Origin of the sequence: Bradyrhizobium sp. S3.2.6 (assembly GCF_040546885.1) — a bacterium.
GTDB classification, from domain to species: domain Bacteria; phylum Pseudomonadota; class Alphaproteobacteria; order Rhizobiales; family Xanthobacteraceae; genus Bradyrhizobium; species Bradyrhizobium cytisi.
Map to the genome: position 1 here is coordinate 153,215 of NZ_JBEPOS010000010.1, position 18,291 is coordinate 171,505.

An 18,291-nucleotide genomic window follows, 5' to 3' on the forward strand; every position below is an offset into this window, starting at 1 on the left:
CATTCGAATGCCAACGCCACCTCATTGCGAGGAGCCCGCGACAAAATTGCAAAGCAATTTTGCGCTGGTGCGACGAAGCAATCCAGCACTGTCTCCGCGGAGATATCTCTGGATTGCTTCGCTTCGCTCGCAATGACGGTGTGGCTGCTAGTGATTATCCCGCGCCACGCCAAAGGTGCCGGCGACGTTCTGGTAGCGCGTGGCGATCTCCACGCAGGCGCCGGTGGCGTGCTGGCCAACCGTGTTGCGATAGAGCTCCTGCCACGGCGTCTGGTTCGCCGGATGCTTGAAGCCGCCATTGGCCTTGAGCTCGGCGTGGCGCTTCTTCAGCTCGTCGTCCGAGATCAGGATATTGGCGCTGCCCTTGTTGAGGTCGATGCGGACCTTGTCGCCGGTCTTGAGGATCGCGAGCCCGCCGTTGGCGGCCGCTTCCGGTGAGGCGTTCAGGATCGACGGTGAGCCCGAGGTACCCGACTGGCGGCCGTCGCCGATGCAGGGCAGGGAGTGGATGCCGCGCTTGATCAGGGCGGCCGGCGGCTGCATGTTTACGACCTCGGCGCCGCCGGGATAGCCGATCGGGCCGGTGCCGCGGATGAACAGCACGCAGCGTTCGTCGATGTCGAGCGAGGCATCGTCGATCCGCGCGTGATAATCCTCCGGGCCCTCGAACACGATGGCGCGGCCCTCGAAGGCGTTGAGATCCCCGGGGCTGCTCAAGTAGCGGTCGCGGAATTCCTTGGAGATCACAGAGGTCTTCATGATCGCGGAATCGAACAGATTGCCCCTCAGCACCAGGAAGCCCGCATCCTTCACCAGCGGCTTGTCATAGGCCCGGATCACGTCGTTATCGGGCTTGGGCGCATCCTTGCAGTTCTCGCCGATGCCGCGGCCGTTCACCGTGACCGCGTCCTCATGGATGCGCTTGTGCTTCATCAATTCGCGCACCACGGCCGGCACGCCGCCGGCGCGGTGGAATTCCTCGCCGAGATAGAAGCCGGCCGGTTGCATGTTGACCAGCAGCGGCACGTCGTGGCCGAATTTCTGCCAGTCGTCGATCGACAGCTCCACGCCGATGTGGCGGGCCAGCGCATTGATGTGGATCGGCGCGTTGGTCGAGCCGCCGATCGCCGAGTTGATGACAATGCAGTTCTCGAACGCCTTGCGGGTCAGGATGTCCGACGGCTTGAGGTCTTCCCAGACCATCTCGACGGCGCGCTTGCCGGTCTCGTAGGCGATCTGGCCGCGCTCGCGGTAGGGGGCGGGGATGGCCGCGCAGCCCGGCAGAGAGAAGCCGAGCGCTTCGGCGAGCCCGTTCATGGTCGAGGCCGTGCCCATGGTGTTGCAATGGCCGACCGAGGGCGCCGAGGACGCCACGATCTCCATGAACTCTTCATAATCGATCTCGCCGGCGGCAAGCCGCTCGCGCGACTTCCAGACGATGGTGCCGGAGCCGGTGCGCTCGCCGGCATGCCAGCCGTTGAGCATCGGGCCGCCCGACAGCACGATCGCGGGCAGGTTCACGGTCGCCGCCGCCATCATGCAGGCCGGGGTGGTCTTGTCGCAGCCGGTGGTCAGCACCACGCCGTCGAGCGGATAGCCGTAGAGGATCTCGACCAGGCCGAGATAGGCGAGGTTGCGGTCGAGCGCCGCGGTCGGGCGCTTGCCGGTCTCCTGGATCGGGTGGGTCGGGAATTCCATCGCAATGCCGCCGGCCTCGCGGATGCCTTCGCGGACACGGTGGGCCAGCTCAATATGATGCCGGTTGCAGGGGGAGAGGTCGTTGCCGGTCTGGGCGATGCCGATGATCGGCTTGCCGGACTGCAGCTCTGAGCGGGTGAGGCCGTAGTTCAGATAGCGCTCCATGTAGAGCGCCGTCATCCCCGGATTATGCGGGTTGTTGAACCATTCCTGCGAGCGAAGGTGGCGGCGGGTGCCGTTACCGGCGGGCGCATGCCCATTGGTTGGCTTTTTTGTCATTGGTTTCTCCTTCAATGCAAACGCGCGGACCGACGTCCGGGATGTCGATCGATGCGATGCCCGGCAGCGCGAGCATGTAACGACGGCCCGCCTGCTGGCGAACGTTTCCTCACAAATGCGATACTACTCATGGGTCGTTGGTAACGCTATCATTTTGTACGACTGGCGCCCATTCCGGCGCGCGCGGGCCGGCTGCTGGCCGCTGCGTCTGCGAGCTCTGCCGCTCGATCACGGTAAAGCCGAGATCGAGCACGGGCTCTTGGGGACGCTTGCCTTCGATCGCCTCGATCAGCATCGCGGCAGCGGCGCTGCCCATTTCGTAACGGTTGGTCCGCACACTCGTCAGCGTCGGCACCGAGGAGGCCATGAATTCGAGGTCGTTGAAGCCGACGATCGCGATCTGCTCGGGGACCGCGATCTCCCGGCGCCGGCATTCGAAGAGCACGCCGAGCGCGAGGTCGTCATTGGCGCAGAACACCGAGTCGATGCCGGACTCGCGCGCGAGCAGATCGGCGAACAGCGCGCCGCCGAGCGTCACCGAGGTCGGCGTCGCCGTCGTCACGATCAGTCTTTGGTCGAACAGGCCGGCGTCCTTCATGGCCGCGACATAGCCGTCGAGCCGGCGCTGCACCCGCGGGTCCATGCGTGCGCCGACGAAGCCGACCTTGCGGTGGCCCTGCGCGAACAAATGAGCAATCGCCGCGCGCGCTGCATCATAATGGGAAAAGCCGATCATCATGTCGACCGGGTTGGGCCCGATCTCCATGATCTGCACGATCGGGCAGTCGGCCGCCTCCAGCATCGCGCGCGATTCCGTGGTCTGGTCGATGCCTGTGACGATCAGTCCCGCCGGCTTCTGCGCCAGAAACAGGCGCAACAGCTTCTCCTCCTGGAGAATGGAGTAGCGTGTGTTGGACAATTGGATCGAGTAGGGGCTGCCTTCGAAAGCGTCATAGATGCCGCGCAGCACGTCGGAGAACACGTTGTTGGTCAGTGACGGAATCAAGACACCGATCACCTCGGTGCGCTGCGAGGCCAGCGCGCGTGCCGCCAGGTTGGGAACATAGCCGAGCTCCTGGGCCGCGCTTTCGACCCGCGTCCGCTTGGCGACCGAGAGCGCCTCGGGATTGCGGAAGAAACGGGAGGCGGTAATCGGGCTGACGCCGGCGAGCTCGGCGACTTCTGCCAGCCGAATCTTGCCAGACTTGGTGCGCTTTCGACCCATTTGTTGCTCTTAACACAGCCACTCCCGCAAACAAAGGATCGTTGACAGCGCTACCAGCAACGACTAACCAAAGACAAATTGCCAAAGCCGCACAAACTGCTGACAATGTCGCCTGTTAAGAAGGGCTTCGGGTCGGCGAAGTTCAGAAAAAACAAGACGGTGGCGGCGCCACAGTTGCGTCGTCTAAGTCGGAGGAGGGAGCTAGATGTCGTCTGTGCAAATCCGCGACGTGCGGAAATCGTTCGGCAATTTTGAAGTCCTGCACGGCGTCTCGATTCCGATCGAGGACGGCCAGTTCGTCGTCCTGGTTGGCCCCTCCGGCTGCGGCAAGTCGACGCTTCTGCGCATGCTCGCAGGCCTCGAGAACATCACCTCCGGCACCATCTCGATCGGCGACCGCGTCGTCAACAATGTCCAGCCCAAGGAGCGGGACATTGCGATGGTGTTCCAGAACTACGCGCTTTATCCGCACATGACGGTTGGCGAAAACATGGGCTTCTCGCTGAAGCTGCGCAATGCCGGCTCCGACGAGATCAACAAGCGCGTCAAGCGCGCCGCCGAAATCCTCGCGCTGACGCCATTGCTCGAGCGCTACCCGCGCCAGCTCTCCGGCGGCCAGCGCCAGCGCGTCGCCATGGGCCGCGCCATCGTGCGCGATCCCCAGGTCTTCTTGTTCGACGAGCCCTTGTCGAACCTCGACGCCAAGCTGCGCGTCGCCATGCGCACCGAGATCAAGGAGCTGCACCAGCGGCTCAAGACCACGACCGTCTACGTCACCCACGACCAGATCGAGGCCATGACCATGGCCGACAAGATCGTCGTGATGCATGACGGTATCGTCGAGCAGATGGGCACGCCGCTCGAGCTCTATGACAAGCCGGAAAACCAGTTCGTCGCCGGCTTCATCGGCTCGCCCGCGATGAACTTCCTGAAGGGGCATGTCCGCGTCAATGGCGTGGCGACCTTCGAGGGGCCGAACGGCGTCAAGTTGCCGCTCAGGAACGCCCCGGCCGGCTCGGATGGCAAGCCTGTGGTCTATGGCGTCCGTCCCGAGCATTTCACCATCGCCGATGACGGTGCCGACGCCGAGATCGTCGTGGTCGAGCCGACCGGCTCGGAGACGCAGGTGTTTGCGAAGGTCGGTGGCGAGCAGGTCGTCGCAGTTTTCCGCGAGCGTCACCAGTTCAACCCGGGCGACAAGGTCAAGCTGAAGCCCGATCCGGCCCTGGTGCATCTGTTCGACGAGGCGACGGGCAAGCGCATGTAGCGGCGTTTCGTGACGTAAGACGACCAAATACAAATATAAAATTCAGGGAGAGAACGATGAGCCATTTCGACAGGCGTAGTGTGCTTAAAGCCAGCCTGGGCGGCGCAGCTTTGCTCGCTGGCCCAGGGATCGTCCCGGTCCGTGCTGCGGAGTGGACCAACACGCCGGAGCCGAATGCCTCCATTCGCGTGTTGCGCTGGAAGCAGTTCATCCAGGCCGAGTTCGACAAGTTCGCCGAGCAGACCAAGAAGTTCTCCGAGAAGACCGGCGTCAAGGTGAAGCTCGAGGCCGAGAGCTGGGAAGACATCCGGCCGAAGGCCGCGGTTGCCGCCAATGTCGGCGCGGGCCCCGATCTCATCGTCGGTACGCTCGACGATCCCTTCAAATTCCCCGAGAAGCTGATCGACATGACTGACATTGCCGATTATCTCGGCAAGCAGTATGGCGGCTGGTATCCCGTTGCCGAGCGCTACGGCAAGAAGGGCAACAGCTGGATCGCCATTCCGCAAGGCGCGACCGGCGGCTGCCTGAACTACCGCATCAGCCACGTGAAGGCCGCGGGCTTCGACGAATTTCCCAAGGACACTGACGGCTTCCTCAAGCTGTGCCAGGCCCTGAAGAAGAACAACACGCCGGCCGGCTTCGCGCTCGGCCATGCCACGGGCGACGCCAACGGCTGGTGCCAGTGGGCGCTGTGGGCGTTCGGCGGCAAGGTCGTCAACGACAAGAACGAGGTCGTGATCGACTCGCCGGAGACGATCGCTGCTATCGAATACGTCAAGCAGCTCTATGCGACGTTCATTCCGGGCGTGCTGTCGTGGAACGACTCGAACAACAACAAGGCGTTCCTGAACGGCGAGCTCAGTCTCACCCTGAACGGCATCTCGATCTGGACCGTCGGCAAGAACTCCACCGATCCCAAGCAGCAGGAGATCGCCAAGGACATGAATCACGCGCCGATGCCGATCGGGCCCGTGGGCGTGTCGACCGAGCAGCAGAACGTCCTGGTCTACTACGGCTACAAGCACTCGAAGTATCCGAAGGCGGTCAAGGAATTCATCAAGTTCATGATGGACAAGGAGAACTACGACGCGTGGGAGGTCGCCTCCAACGGCTACGTCTCGCCGCCGCTCCCGGCCTATAACGACAACCCGGTCTGGACCTCCGATCCCAAGATCACGCCGTATCGCGACTGCCTGAAGCGTTGCCGCGACAACGGCTATGCCGGCGATCTCGGCTACGCCTCGGCCGCCGTGATGGGCGACTTCGTCGTGGTCGACATGTTCGCGGAAGCCGCCTCCGGACAGGCCACGCCGAAGGAAGCTGCCGCCCGCGCCGCCGAGCGTGCCAAGCGCTACTACCAGGTCTGATCAGCCACAGCCGGCGGCGTCCAGTTCGCTGGGCGCCGCCGTCGTCGTTTCCGTGAGGGGAGTCCGACATGGCAGTTATGGCCGAGCCCGTCGCCGCGCAGGTCAAGCGCAGCAGCCTGTGGTCCAGAGCATTCGAAAGCCGAAACTTTCTCGGCGCGATGTTCATGGTGCCGGCAATCGCCATCCTCATTCTGTTTCTGGCTTATCCTCTGTTGCTGGGGTTGTGGCTCGGCATGACGGATACCAAGATCGGGGGCGTCGGCCGTTACATCGGCTTCGCAAACTTCGTCTCGCTGGCAAAGGACTCCGTGTTCTGGCTGTCGGTGTTCAACACGATTTTCTACACGGTGGCCGCCAGCGTCGTGAAATTCGCGATCGGGCTTTACCTGGCGCTGCTGCTCAACGAGCGGCTGCCGTTCAAGTCGATGATCCGGGCGATCGTGCTGTTGCCCTTCGTGGTGCCGACGGTGCTCTCGGCGATCGCGTTCTGGTGGATCTATGACAGCCAGTTCTCGATTATTTCCTGGGTGCTGATCAAGGCCGGCCTGATCACGCACTACATCGACTTCCTCGGCGATCCCTGGAATGCGCGCTGGTCGGTGGTCGTGGCCAATATCTGGCGCGGCGTGCCCTTCGTGGCGATCACGCTGCTCGCGGGATTGCAGACCATCTCGCCCTCGCTCTATGAGGCCGCCAATCTCGACGGCGCCACCAATCTGCAGCGCTTCCGACACATCACGCTGCCGATGCTCTCGCCGATCATCGCGGTCGTGATGACGTTCTCTGTGTTGATGACCTTCACCGACTTCCAGCTGATCTACACCATCACCCGCGGCGGGCCGATCAACGCCACGCACCTGATGGCGACGCTGTCGTTCCAGCGCGCCATCACCGGCGGTAATCTCGGCGAGGGCGCGGCGATCTCGAACGCAATGATCCCGTTCCTGGTCGCGGCGATCCTGTTGAGCTTCTTCGGGCTTCAGCGCTCCCGCTGGCAGCAGGGCGGAAGGGACTGACCATGAGCACAGCGGACGACCAAAGCGTCGGAATGGACTACCTGGAAAGTTTTCCGCGGAAGTTTCTCCGCGTCTACCTTCCGCTCGGCCTGATCATGGTCTTCCTGCTGTTCCCGTTCTACTGGATGACGGTCGCGACCTTCAAGCCGGATGCGGAGATGTACGACTACGAGAAGTACAATCCGTTCTGGATTTTGCATCCGACGTTCGAGCACATCACAAAACTGTTCTTCGAGACCGACTATCCGCTGTGGATGTGGAACACCATCATCGTCTCGGTGTCCTCGACCTTCATCTCGCTGTTCGCCAGCGTCTGCGCGGCCTATGCGATCGAGCGTCTGCGCTACAAGGGCTCGCGCTATGTCGGCCTGGCGATCTTCCTCGGCTATCTCGTCCCGCCCTCGATCCTGTTCATTCCGCTGGCCGCGATCGTGTTCCAGCTCGGCTTGTTCGACGGCAATCTGGCGCTGATCCTGACCTATCCGACCTTCCTGATCCCGTTCTGCACCTGGCTCCTGATGGGCTATTTCCGCACCATTCCCTACGAGCTTGAGGAATGCGCGCTGATCGACGGGGCGACGCGGCTCCAGATCCTGACCAAGATCACGCTGCCGCTGTCGCTGCCGGGGGTGATCTCGGCGGGCATCTTCGCCTTCACACTGTCCTGGAACGAGTTCATCTACGCGCTGACCTTCATCTCCTCGTCGGAAAACAAGACGATTCCCGTCGGGGCCATCACCGAGCTCGTCAATGGCGACGTCTACCATTGGGGTGCCCTGATGGCGGCGGCCCTGACCGGCTCGGTCCCCGTAGTTATCCTTTATTCCTTCTTCGTAGAGTACTATGTGTCGGCGATGACCGGCGCCGTGAAGGAATGATCGCGGGGCCCGCCTGAGAACGCGCCAAGAACGTCTCAAAAGGGACTTTCAGGAGCGGCGCGTTCCGGCCAATAAGAAGGAGTAGGCTCTTGCACATTCTGGTTCTGGGCGCTGCCGGCATGGTCGGCCGCAAATTGTGTGAACGGCTGTTGCGCGACGGCCGGCTCGGCAAGAGCGACATCACCAAGCTGACCATGCACGACGTGGTCGAGCCCAAGAAGCCGGAGAAGGCCGGTTTCCCCGTCGAGACCGTCTCGGGCGACTTCGCCGTCCCGGGTGCTGCCGAAAAGCTGATCGCCGGCCGCCCCGACGTGATCTTCCATCTCGCTGCGATCGTCTCTGGCGAGGCCGAGCTCGATTTCGACAAGGGCTACCGCATCAATCTCGACGGCACGCGGATGCTGCTGGATGCCGTCCGCCTCGTCGGTGGCGGCTACAAGCCGCGTGTGGTGTTCACGTCCTCGATCGCGGTGTTCGGTGCGCCGTTTCCGGATGCGATCGGCGACGAGTTCTTCCACACGCCGCTGCTCAGCTACGGCACCCAGAAAGCGATCGGCGAGCTGCTGCTTGCGGATTATTCGCGCCGTGGCTTCCTCGACGGCATCGGCATTCGCCTGCCGACCATCTGCATCCGTCCCGGCCTACCCAACAAAGCGGCTTCGGGCTTCTTCTCCAACATTCTGCGCGAGCCGCTCGCCGGCAAGGAAGCGGTCCTCCCGGTGTCCGAGGACGTCCGCCACTGGCACGCCACGCCGCGCTCGGCGGTCGGCTTCCTGCTTCACGCCGGCACCATGGACCTCGCCAAGGTCGGTCCGCGGCGCAACCTGACCATGCCGGGCTTCTCGGCCACGGTCGGTGAGCAGATCGCCGCGCTCAGGCGGGTTGCCGGCGACAAGGTCGCGGCGCGCATCAAGCATGAGCTCGATCCGTTCATCGCAGGCATTGTCGGCGGCTGGCCGCGCAATTTCGAGGCGAATCGGGCGCGCGAGCTCGGCTTCACCACCGAAGAGAAGAGCTTCGACGATATCATCCGCATTCACATCGACGACGAGCTCGGCGGCAATTTCGTTGCCTGATCGTTGGAGATGAACAGCCTGGATATGACGATGGCGAGCGTTGCTTGCATCGGTGAATGCATGGTCGAGCTCCGGCAGGCCCAAGGTGGGCAAGCCGGGCAGGGCGGTGGCCTGTTCTCGCGCGGCTTCGGCGGCGACACCCTCAACACGGCGGTGTATCTGGCGCGGCTCGAGGTCAAGGTCGACTATCTCACCGCGCTCGGCGACGATGGCATGAGCGAGGAGATGATCGCGGCCTGGAATGCCGAGGGCGTCGGCACGCGCCGCGTGGTGCGGCTGCCGGGCAAGCTGCCGGGCCTCTACATGATCCAGCTCGATGCCAATGGCGAGCGTCAGTTCTTCCACTGGCGCGACAGTGCAGCGGCGCGCCAGCTGATGAGCCTGCCGGAGACCGACGAGCTCCTGAACTCGCTGATGAGCTATGACATCGTCTATCTCTCCGCGATCACGCTCTCGATCTACGAGGCGGCCGGACGCGATCGCCTGTTCGCGGCGATCAAGCGCGCCCGGCTGCTCGGCACCCGTTTCGTGTTCGACACCAATTTTCGCGCGCGCGGCTGGCCGGACCGCGACGTCGCGCGCGAGGTGTTCGCCGCGGCGTTTGCAGCCGCCGATATCGTGCTGACCTCGACCGAGGATCTGCTCGCGCTCTATCCCGGCGAGAGCCCCGAGCAATTGATGGCGCGCATCCCCACGCCCGAGCTGGTGTTCCGGCTCGCCGAGCCTGTCAGCCTGCTGCGCTTTCCCGGCGGCACGAGCGAGGTCCGCGCCGAGCCCATGACCAAGCCCGTGGTCGACACCACAGCGGCCGGCGACAGCTTCGCTGCGGCCTATATCGCGGCTCGCCTGGCCGGTTCCGAACCTGTCGAGGCCGCCCAGGCCGGGCATCGCCTCGCCAGCCTCGTGATCTGCTATCCTGGTGCCATCATTCCGGGCTATGCCATGCCGCCGAAGAAGCGGCACCGGCCCGCGACCACGCGTCAAGCGACCAAGTAAAACGAAAGCCAAGATGACCACCGCTGCCCAACAGAACCACCTCGTCGCGCTGTTCAAGACCGCGACCGTCATTCCAGTCCTCACCATCGAGCGTATCCAGGATGCCGTGCCGCTGGCGCGTGCGCTGGTGGCCGGTGGCGTCCGCACGCTGGAGGTGACCCTGCGCACCCCCGTCGCGATCGAGGCAGCAAGGGCGATGATGGCCGAAGTGCCCGAGGCGGTCGTCGGCATCGGCACGATTCTCAATCCGGCCGACTTCACCCGTGTCGAGAAGCTCGGCGTCGCGTTCGGCATCAGCCCGGGCCTGACACCCGATCTGCTGAAGGCCGCCACCGATAGCTCCTTGCCGTTTGCGCCGGGCATTGCCACGGCGTCCGAACTGATGATGGCGTTGTCCTACGGCTTCGACGTCGCAAAATTCTTCCCGGCCGAGCAGGCCGGCGGCATCAAGGGCCTCCGCGCGCTCGGCGGACCATTCCCGAATGTGCGGTTCTGCCCGACCGGCGGGGTCGGCGAGGCCAATGCGGCGAGCTGGCTCGCCGAACCCAATGTGGTTGCGGTCGGCGGTTCCTGGCTGTGCCCGACGGCGGAGATCAGGGCCGGGAACTGGGCCGGCATAACTGCCATCTGCCAGCGCACCCTCCAGGCCCTTAAACCTGCGTGAAGTCTTGCCGTCCCTGGGCTAAGGCTTAGCTCAGCAAGAGACCGCCAGGGAGAAAAGACCATGACCGCCAGCATCGTCGGGTGGGCGCATACGCCGTTCGGCAAGTTCGACACCGAAACCGTCGAAAGCCTCGTCACCCGCGTCGCCAACGAGGCGATGGCCGATGCCGGCATTTCGGCCGCCGATGTCGACGAGATCGTGCTCGGCCATTTCAACGCCGGCTTCTCGGCGCAGGATTTTACCGCCTCGCTGGTGCTCCAGGCCGACCCGAAGCTGCGCTTCAAGCCGGCGACCCGCGTCGAGAACGCCTGCGCCACCGGCTCCGCGGCCGTGCACCAGGGCCTGCGCGCGATCGCCGCAGGGGCCGCCAAGATCGTGCTGGTCGTCGGCGTCGAGCAGATGACCCGCACCCCGGGTCCGGAGATCGGCAAGAACCTGCTCAAGGCGTCGTACCTGCCTGAGGACGGCGATACCGTCGGCGGTTTCGCCGGCGTGTTCGGCAAGATCGCCAGTTCCTATTTCCAGAAATACGGCGACCAGTCCGATGCGCTGGCGCTGATCGCGGCCAAGAACCACAAGAACGGCGTTGCCAATCCCTTCGCCCAGATGCGCAAGGATTTTGGCTTCGAGTTCTGCCGCGCCGAGAGCGAGAAGAATCCGTATGTCGCGGGCCCGTTGAAGCGCACCGACTGCTCGCTGGTCTCCGACGGCGCGGCCGCGCTGGTGCTGGCCGATGCCGAGACCGCCAAGGGCATGGGCAAGTCGATCGGCTTCCGAGCCACCGCCCACGCGCAGGACTTCCTGCCGATGTCCAAGCGCGACATCCTTCAGTTCGAGGGCTGCACCGTCGCTTGGCAGCGCGCGCTGGAGCAGGCGGGCGTTGCGCTCACCGATCTCTCCTTCGTCGAGACCCATGACTGCTTCACCGTCGCCGAGCTGATCGAGTACGAAGCGATGGGCCTGACGCCGAAGGGGCAGGGCGCCCGCGCCATCAAGGAAGGCTGGACGCTCAAGGACGGCAAGCTGCCGGTCAATCCGTCCGGCGGGTTGAAGGCCAAGGGCCATCCGATCGGCGCCACCGGCGTCTCTATGCATGTGATGACCGCGATGCAGCTCGCAGGGCAAGCGCCCGAGGGCATGCAGCTCAAGAACGCAAAGCTCGGTGGCATCTTCAACATGGGCGGCGCCGCCGTCGCCAACTACGTCTCCGTCCTGGAGCCGCTGAAGTAGGTCTCGTCGGGTGGGCAAAGGCGCGTGCGCGCCGTGCCCACCTTTTTCTCGCGCTAGATCATGGTGGGCATGCTGCGCTTTGCCCACCCTACCTACCGCTCCTGATTGATTTGCAGGGGATGTATTATGAGCAATAGCTACGAAGATTCGCTTCCTCTCGACGCCCTCAACGAGCGCATCGCGATCCTCGAGGACAATATCCGCCAGCTGATCGAGCAGGCCGCGGCCGCCTCGGGCGAGCAGAACGAGTCGCGGATCGCCGACCGCATCAGCCAGCAGAACGACGAACTCGATCGTCTCATCAAGATCCGCGACTCCCGCCAGAAGAAATAGCGGACGCATCGCGCATGCGGCCATACCGCGGCCGCCCTTGCGCGCGCGAAAGCTGGTCCCGTTCTTTGAAGAAGACGTAGTGGGATTCCGTCATTCGGGGGCGGTCCCAGGAAAAACAACTTGGGACCGAGCCTGGAACGGGTATTCTGGGCCTGGCTTGTGCGAAGGCCACCCCGGAATGACGAAAACTCTGAGAGCCTAACTCAACGCCCGTAGAACAAGATGCTGGCGATGACCAGCATCGCCGTCACCGCCAGCATATGCGCGAGCGCACCCGAGGCCGCCCCCTTGGTGGCTTCCTTCATGCCAATTTCTCCCTAGACTTGGGCGTGACTCGTCGTTGCGTGGTGAGCGCAAGGACGGCCAGTTTATTTTACTCGGAACACCCCACTTCGCGTATTCGCCGCGATCAAGTCCCCACGTGGCGAATATCGACTGTACCAAGGTCGATCAGCAATGCGGCGGCATTTTGACTCGATGTTGTTGCTCCTGCGTCGCTGCGCGAATACAATTTTTCGGGAACTTGCCCCGACGACGACAATAAGCATCAAAGGCTCAAGGAAAAAATTCCACCATGGCCCGCATCGACTACAGCGATCCGTCCAAGGCATCCGACCGCACCCGCGAAATCCTCGACAAGAACCGTAATGCCAACATCTTCCGAATGATGTCGCATTCGCCGAGCTATTTTGAGCAGTACTGCCGCCTCGGCGGCGCCATCCGCCACAAGGGCGAGCTCGATCCGATCGTGCGCGAGCTCGCGATCACGCGCACCGGAATTTTGTGCGAGGCGCCGTACGAGATCATCGCGCACAAGCGCATCGGCAAGAACGTCGGCGTCACCGACGCGCAGAACGAAGCGCTGGAAAACTGGCAGGCTGCAATCTGCTTCGACGAGACGCAGCGCGCCGCGCTCGCCTTCACCGACGAGATCGTGAAGCTGAAGAAGCCGACGGATGCGACCTTCAAGGCGATTGCGGCAAAACTGACGCCGGCAGCGCTCATCGAGCTGCAGCTCTCGGTCGGCTTCTACATCATGACGTCAAAGTTCCTGGAGACATTCGAGATCGATCTCCAGCCCGTCACCGAAGTGGTGGGCTGAACCAAGGCTTGGCTTGCGAGGGATGATCATGACTATCGATGAATATGCGGCTTGGGCCGCAACCATTGCCAAGGTCGATGAGCATCCCTCGAACGAGCGGCTGTCCTATCTCGGGCTCGGCCTCGCCGGTGAAGCGGGCGAGGTGGCCGACCACATCAAGAAGCTGCTGCGCGACGACTGGCTCGACAAGGCGGGTCTCGTCGACGAGCTCGGCGATGTCATCTACTACTGGGCCTGCCTGTGCGCTGCGACCGGCCAGCAGCCATCCGAATTGCTCAAGGCCAGCGCAGCCAAGATCAAGCGGCGGCTCAGCGAGGCGGCGAGCCGGTAGGCTCAGCTCACGTCGACGTCAGGATGTCGACCTTGGTGTTGGCGACGATCAGGCGATCGGCCAGGAGCTGCGCCAGGTTGCGCATGATGCGCTCGGAGGCGCGCGGGTGCTGCCTGCGAAAACGCTCGAAATCCTTCAGCGGCACTTCGAAAGCGGTCGCGGCCATGTCCGCGAACACATCGGCTGAGCGGGCGGTCTCGATCAGCGCCATCTCGCCAAAGGCCATGCCGGCGGTCAGCGTCGCGAGCCTGACGCCGTCGGGCAGGGTGACATGCACCGCGCCGCTGCGCAGGAAGAACAGGGCGTCCGCAGGATCGCCTGTCGTAAGGATCTTTGCGCCGGACTGATAGGTCCGGATCGTGCAGATCGAGGCGAGGTCCGTCAGCTCCTCGGCGCCGAGGCCGTCGAGCAGCGGCTGTTCGGACAGCTCTGTGGTCTCGTGAAAATCGATCGAGCCGCCATAGCGGTAGACGATCTGGTCCTCCGCCCATTCGATCGCGGTATCGAGCAGATAGAAGTCGCGGACGTTCTTCAGCTCCGCAGTCCATTCCCGCAGCGTATTCCACTCCTTCGACGCGCGCCTGACGCCGGATATCACCACCGTGACGTCGAGCGCGGCGAGATCCTCGAAGGCCTCCGCGATCAGCCGCGCGCCGGCCCGCGTGGTGGCGGTCACACGGTGCAAGTCGAAGATCACGAATTGCGGCCGCGGCCGCTCCGCCAGCCGGCGCGAGACGTAGTCGACCGCCGACAGCGACAGCGTGCCCACCAGCTCGATGACCCGCACCTCCTGCTCGTGCGCGGCCAGGATGTCGCGCTCCTGCTGGCGGCGAACGCGGCGTGACGGGCTCTTGCCGATGTCGTAGTCGGCGATCACCGCGTTGCGGGCGTCGTCGCTACGGTTGAGCATGTGCAGATCGTAATGCGAGGACAGCGCCTCGCAGACCTTGATGCCGCGCACGCTGTTGCCGTGCTTGTCGAGCTTCGGCGAATAGCTGCCGAGCCCGAGGCGGGCGGGGAGCGCCGCCAGAATGCCGCCGCCGACGCCGCTCTTGGCGGGAATCCCGATCCGGTAGATCCACTCGCCGGCATAGTCGTACATGCCCGATGACGTCATCACCGAGAGCGTGCGCGAGATCGCGTAAGGCGTCAGCACCTGCTCACCGGTGACCGGATTGACGCCGCGATTGGCGAGCGTTGCCGCCATCACCGCGATGTCGCGCGCGGTGACCAGCACCGCGCATTGCCGGAAATAGACGTCGAGCACGCCGGCGACGTTGTCCGAGATCACCGCATTGGTCTTGAGGAGATAGCCGATGGCGCGATTGCGGTCGCCGGTCTGGCTCTCCGACGTGTACACAGCTTCGTCGACGGCGAGGTCGCGTCCGGCAAAGCGACTGAGAGCGAGCCGGATCTGCTCGAAAGCCTCAGCGCCCTTGCTGTCGTAGATCAGCCCGGTGCAGGCGATCGCGCCGGCATTGACCATCGGGTTGAACGGATGGTTCTCCGCATTGAGCCGGATCGAGTTGAAGGGATCGCCCGAGGGCTCGACGCCGATCGCGCTCTCGACCTTGCCTGCGCCGAGCAAGTCCAGCGCCAGCGCGAACACGAACGGCTTCGACATCGACTGGATGGTGAAGGGCACCCGGCTGTCGCCCACTTCATAGACATGGCCGTCGAGCGTCGCGAGGCTGATGCCAAAATAGGCAGGGTCGGCCTTGCTCAGCTCGGGAATGTAGTCCGCGACATGGCCCGAGGTCTCGGCGGAGAATTCATTGAGGCACGTGTCGAGAAACCGCAGCAGCGGCGGCTTCGAGCGGATCCAGGCGGAGGCGGGCGGTTGCGCTATCATCGGCTCCCTTGTGCAACGCAATCAGGGCACGCGCAACCCGTCCGGCACCTCGGTCCGCCGTGACGTCCGAACGCAAGACGCCGCGCACCATCGCGATATGATCTGTTTCAGATTGTCGCGGATGAGAAGCCGCTGGCAGCGCGTGCTCAACTCGCGACAATCGCGATCGTCTGACCTTCGGCAACGAGGTCATCGATCTTCACGAGCAGTGATGTGAGCGTGCCTGAAGCGGGCGTGGATACAGGTATCTCCATCTTCATGGCTTCGACGACCACAACGTCATCGCCATCGGCGACGGTTCCTCCAACTTGCACGGGAGTTGCGCAGATGCGGCCCGCGACCTCCGTGACGATCTTAATTTCTGGCATGCCATCGCCTTTTTGTTGTGGTGGCAAAATGCCTGAGGTAGCGTCGTCTGCAAGCGGAATTTAATTCCGCAGAGCGGAACAGACGGTAGGGATCATGGGACGACGTTCGGAGCGGTTGAGTAGGCAAGGTGCACTCGCTGGCGATGCCGGTGAAGGTGATGTCATCCAGGTGGTGTCGCGCGCGTTCGACGTGTTGCGATGCTTCGAGGGCCACGATAGCAGGCTCGGCAATCTCGAGATTTCAAATCGCTGCGGCTTGCCGCGCTCGACGGTGTCGCGGCTCACGCATACGCTGACGCGCATGGGGCAGCTGGTCTATCTGCCGCGTGACCAGAAGTATCGCATCGGTCCGAGCGCAGTGGCGATGAGCGCCTCGATGATGAAGGGCGCGCAGCTGCGCAGCATGATCCGGCAGCGGCTGCAGGAAGTCGCCGAGCAATTGCCGGGCACCGTCGGCTTCGTCGTGCCCGATCGCTTCCATCTCGTCTATCTCCAGTTCGCGCGCTCGGCCTCTGCGCTCGGTTTGCACGAGGGCACCGGCAGCCGCATCTCGATGGCCTCGACCGCTGCGGGCGCGGCCTACACCGCGGCCTTGTCGCCGGAAGTCGGCGATGCCTACATTGCGGAAATGGAGCGCGAAGCGCCGGAGGCCGCAAAGATCTTGCGGCCGCGCATCGAGGCCAACCGGCAGTCGCTGCGCGAGCGCGGCTATGTCACGGCCTGCGGCCTGTGGAGCCCGCACATCAACGGGCTCGCGGTGCCGATCTGGTCGCCGCAGTATCAGACCTTCGTGGTCGTCACGATCGGCCTTCTCTCGGCGATGTATGACGAGCAGCGTCTGCATGCCGAAGTCGCGCCGTCGATGGTCGCGCTCGGCCGTTCGCTCGGCAGCCTGATGGAGGGCGCGGAAGGCGACGTCTTCAACGCGCGCATCCCGCGCAAACCGGTCGCAATGGCCGTGCACAACAATAACAAGCCGATCAATTCGGAGGGAGTGAATGAACTGGAAGCCGGAACTCGACGAGCTCGCCCGGCGCGAAGCCTTCGCGCGGGAGATGGGCGGCGTTGACAAGGTCAAGCGACAGCATGACCAGGGCCGGCTGACTGTTCGGGAACGCATCGACAGACTGGTCGACAAGGGCAGCTTCCACGAGATCGGTGCCGTTTCCGGCATCGGTGAGTACGATCCCAAGGGCGAGCTGAAAACCGTGACGCCGGCGAACTGCGTGTTCGGCCGCGCGCGCGTCGACGGCCGCACATTGGTCGTCGTGGGCGACGATTTCACGGTTCGCGGCGGCTCGGCGGATGCGTCGATCTCGGCAAAGCCCTTGATGGCGGAGGAGATGGCGCACGACATCCGTCTGCCCATCATCCGCATCATCGAGGGCTCCGGCGGCGGCGGCTCGGTCAAGACCATCGAGACCAAGGGCGCGGCCAACCTGCCGGGTGGCATCGGCGGCACGCGCTGGTATCGCTTCACGACCGAGAATCTGTCGCGCGTGCCGGTGGTCGCGCTCGGCCTCGGCTCGGTTGCGGGCTTAGGCGCCGCGCGTCTGGCCGCAAGCCACTATTCCATCATGACGCGGAAGTCCGCGATGTTCGTCGCGGGTCCGCCGGTAGTGAAGGCGCTGGGGCAGAACCTCTCGAAGGAGGAGCTCGGCGGCGCCGAGATCCAGACCCGCGCCGGTGCGGTCGATCATGCCGTCGACACCGAGGAGGAAGCTTTTGCCTGCGCGCGGCACTTCCTGTCCTATCTGCCGTCATCGGTCTACGAGCTGCCGCCGACCTTGCCCTGCATCGACAATCCGGAGCGCAGCGAAGAGGCGCTGATGAATGCGGTGCCGCGCAACCGCAAGCAGGTCTACAAGATGCGGCCGATCATCGAGCAGGTGGTCGACAAGGGCTCGTTCTTCGAGGTCGCCAGTAATTTCGGCAAGCCGATCATTGTTGGTCTGGCGCGGCTCGAGGGCAGGGCGGTGATGTTGCTCGCCAGCGACAGCTTCCACTATGGCGGCTCCTGGACGGCGGATGCCTGCCAGAAGGTGGTGCGCTGGGTCGACTTCGCCGAGACCTTCCATCTGCCGATCGTCTATCTCATGGATTGCCCTGGCTTCATGATCGGTCTCGACGCCGAGAAGGCGGCGACCATCCGCCACGGCGTCCGCGCCATGGCCGCGGTCAACCAGACCACCGTGCCCTGGTGCACCGTGATCCTGCGCAACGCCTTCGGCGTCGCCGGCGTGGTGCATCAGCCGGCCGACCGCTTCTCGATCCGCTACGCCTGGCCGTCGGCCTATTGGGGCTCGCTGCCGCTCGAGGGCGGCATCGAAGCCGCCTACCGCGCCGACATCGACGCGGCCGAGGACAAGGCCGCCAAGCTCAACGAGATCCAGGAGCGGCTCAACAAGCTGCGCTCGCCGTTTCGCTCGGCCGAAAAATTCTGGGTCGAGGAGATCATCGACCCGCGCAAGACGCGCTCGCTGCTGTGCGAGTTCGCACGGCTCGCCGAGCCGCTGCGAAAAGCAGGACCGCCGGAGAACATGACGATCCGGCCGTAGGTTTCGTCGGGCCTCAGGAACGATTTTCGGCGCTCCGCATTCAACCCG

The 18,291-nt window shown here is 63.9% G+C and carries 17 protein-coding genes; 13 read left to right on the top strand and 4 right to left on the bottom strand.

The window, feature by feature from the left end; all coding sequences use genetic code 11:
- Nucleotides 1-147 precede the first annotated feature (147 nt).
- Both ABID58_RS19605 and gntR read right to left on the bottom strand, forming a co-directional pair.
- Nucleotides 148-1,977 (bottom strand): IlvD/Edd family dehydratase, encoded by a 1,830-nt coding sequence (locus ABID58_RS19605; protein ID WP_148749423.1) that lies wholly within the window; start codon nt 1,975-1,977, stop codon nt 148-150.
- 127 nt (nt 1,978-2,104) lie between these two features.
- A complete protein-coding gene (gene gntR, locus ABID58_RS19610; protein ID WP_354033993.1) occupies nt 2,105-3,202 on the bottom strand; it encodes an HTH-type transcriptional regulator GntR in 1,098 nt (365 codons plus the stop codon).
- Nucleotides 3,203-3,407: 205 nt separating this feature from the next.
- On the opposite strand from gntR, the gene ABID58_RS19615 reads away from it, so the two are divergent.
- The 11 genes from ABID58_RS19615 to ABID58_RS19665 all read left to right on the top strand — a co-directional run bounded on the left by ABID58_RS19615 (nt 3,408) and on the right by ABID58_RS19665 (nt 13,465).
- Complete coding sequence (locus ABID58_RS19615) at nt 3,408-4,469, top strand: ABC transporter ATP-binding protein (protein ID WP_148749424.1); 1,062 nt, start codon at nt 3,408-3,410, stop codon at nt 4,467-4,469.
- Between the two features lie 56 nt (nt 4,470-4,525).
- Entirely contained in the window at nt 4,526-5,839 is a 1,314-nt protein-coding gene (locus ABID58_RS19620) for an ABC transporter substrate-binding protein (protein ID WP_148749425.1), read from the top strand.
- A gap of 68 nt (nt 5,840-5,907) precedes the next feature.
- Nucleotides 5,908-6,855 (top strand): carbohydrate ABC transporter permease, encoded by a 948-nt coding sequence (locus tag ABID58_RS19625; RefSeq protein ID WP_148749426.1) that lies wholly within the window; start codon nt 5,908-5,910, stop codon nt 6,853-6,855.
- A gap of 2 nt (nt 6,856-6,857) precedes the next feature.
- Nucleotides 6,858-7,733: a carbohydrate ABC transporter permease gene (locus ABID58_RS19630; protein ID WP_148749427.1), complete on the top strand. Its 876-nt coding sequence runs from the start codon at nt 6,858-6,860 to the stop codon at nt 7,731-7,733.
- An 89-nt stretch (nt 7,734-7,822) separates the two neighbouring features.
- Nucleotides 7,823-8,809: a D-erythronate dehydrogenase gene (denD, locus tag ABID58_RS19635; RefSeq protein ID WP_354033994.1), complete on the top strand. Its 987-nt coding sequence runs from the start codon at nt 7,823-7,825 to the stop codon at nt 8,807-8,809.
- Between the two features lie 30 nt (nt 8,810-8,839).
- Nucleotides 8,840-9,805, top strand: coding sequence for a sugar kinase (locus tag ABID58_RS19640; RefSeq protein ID WP_354033996.1), 966 nt, complete (start codon nt 8,840-8,842; stop codon nt 9,803-9,805).
- 13 nt (nt 9,806-9,818) lie between these two features.
- A complete protein-coding gene (gene eda / locus ABID58_RS19645) occupies nt 9,819-10,469 on the top strand; it encodes a bifunctional 4-hydroxy-2-oxoglutarate aldolase/2-dehydro-3-deoxy-phosphogluconate aldolase (protein ID WP_354033998.1) in 651 nt (216 codons plus the stop codon).
- Between the two features lie 60 nt (nt 10,470-10,529).
- On the top strand, nt 10,530-11,699 hold the full coding sequence (locus tag ABID58_RS19650; RefSeq protein ID WP_148749431.1) for an acetyl-CoA acetyltransferase: 1,170 nt from the start codon (nt 10,530-10,532) through the stop codon (nt 11,697-11,699).
- A 126-nt stretch (nt 11,700-11,825) separates the two neighbouring features.
- The gene (locus ABID58_RS19655; RefSeq protein WP_148749432.1) at nt 11,826-12,032 is read left to right on the top strand and encodes a hypothetical protein; all 207 of its coding nucleotides are present in this window, start codon (nt 11,826-11,828) and stop codon (nt 12,030-12,032) included.
- A gap of 574 nt (nt 12,033-12,606) precedes the next feature.
- Nucleotides 12,607-13,134: a carboxymuconolactone decarboxylase family protein gene (locus ABID58_RS19660; protein ID WP_354033999.1), complete on the top strand. Its 528-nt coding sequence runs from the start codon at nt 12,607-12,609 to the stop codon at nt 13,132-13,134.
- 28 nt (nt 13,135-13,162) lie between these two features.
- On the top strand, nt 13,163-13,465 hold the full coding sequence (locus tag ABID58_RS19665) for a nucleoside triphosphate pyrophosphohydrolase family protein (RefSeq protein ID WP_187434639.1): 303 nt from the start codon (nt 13,163-13,165) through the stop codon (nt 13,463-13,465).
- 7 nt (nt 13,466-13,472) lie between these two features.
- On the opposite strand, the gene glsA is transcribed toward ABID58_RS19665, so the two are convergent.
- Together glsA and ABID58_RS19675 are read right to left on the bottom strand one after the other, a co-directional pair.
- Nucleotides 13,473-15,317, bottom strand: a complete 1,845-nt coding sequence (gene glsA, locus ABID58_RS19670; protein WP_354034000.1) for a glutaminase A — start codon at nt 15,315-15,317, stop codon at nt 13,473-13,475.
- Between the two features lie 146 nt (nt 15,318-15,463).
- Complete coding sequence (locus ABID58_RS19675; RefSeq protein ID WP_354034001.1) at nt 15,464-15,685, bottom strand: biotin/lipoyl-containing protein; 222 nt, start codon at nt 15,683-15,685, stop codon at nt 15,464-15,466.
- 94 nt (nt 15,686-15,779) lie between these two features.
- Here ABID58_RS19675 and ABID58_RS19680 point away from each other — a divergent pair, with 94 nt between their 5' ends.
- Together ABID58_RS19680 and ABID58_RS19685 are read left to right on the top strand one after the other, a co-directional pair.
- Complete coding sequence (locus ABID58_RS19680) at nt 15,780-16,754, top strand: IclR family transcriptional regulator (RefSeq protein WP_187434641.1); 975 nt, start codon at nt 15,780-15,782, stop codon at nt 16,752-16,754.
- A complete protein-coding gene (locus tag ABID58_RS19685) occupies nt 16,684-18,243 on the top strand; it encodes an acyl-CoA carboxylase subunit beta (protein WP_354034003.1) in 1,560 nt (519 codons plus the stop codon). Before ABID58_RS19680 ends, ABID58_RS19685 begins: the two co-directional genes overlap by 71 nt.
- The last annotated feature ends 48 nt before the right edge of the window (nt 18,244-18,291 follow it).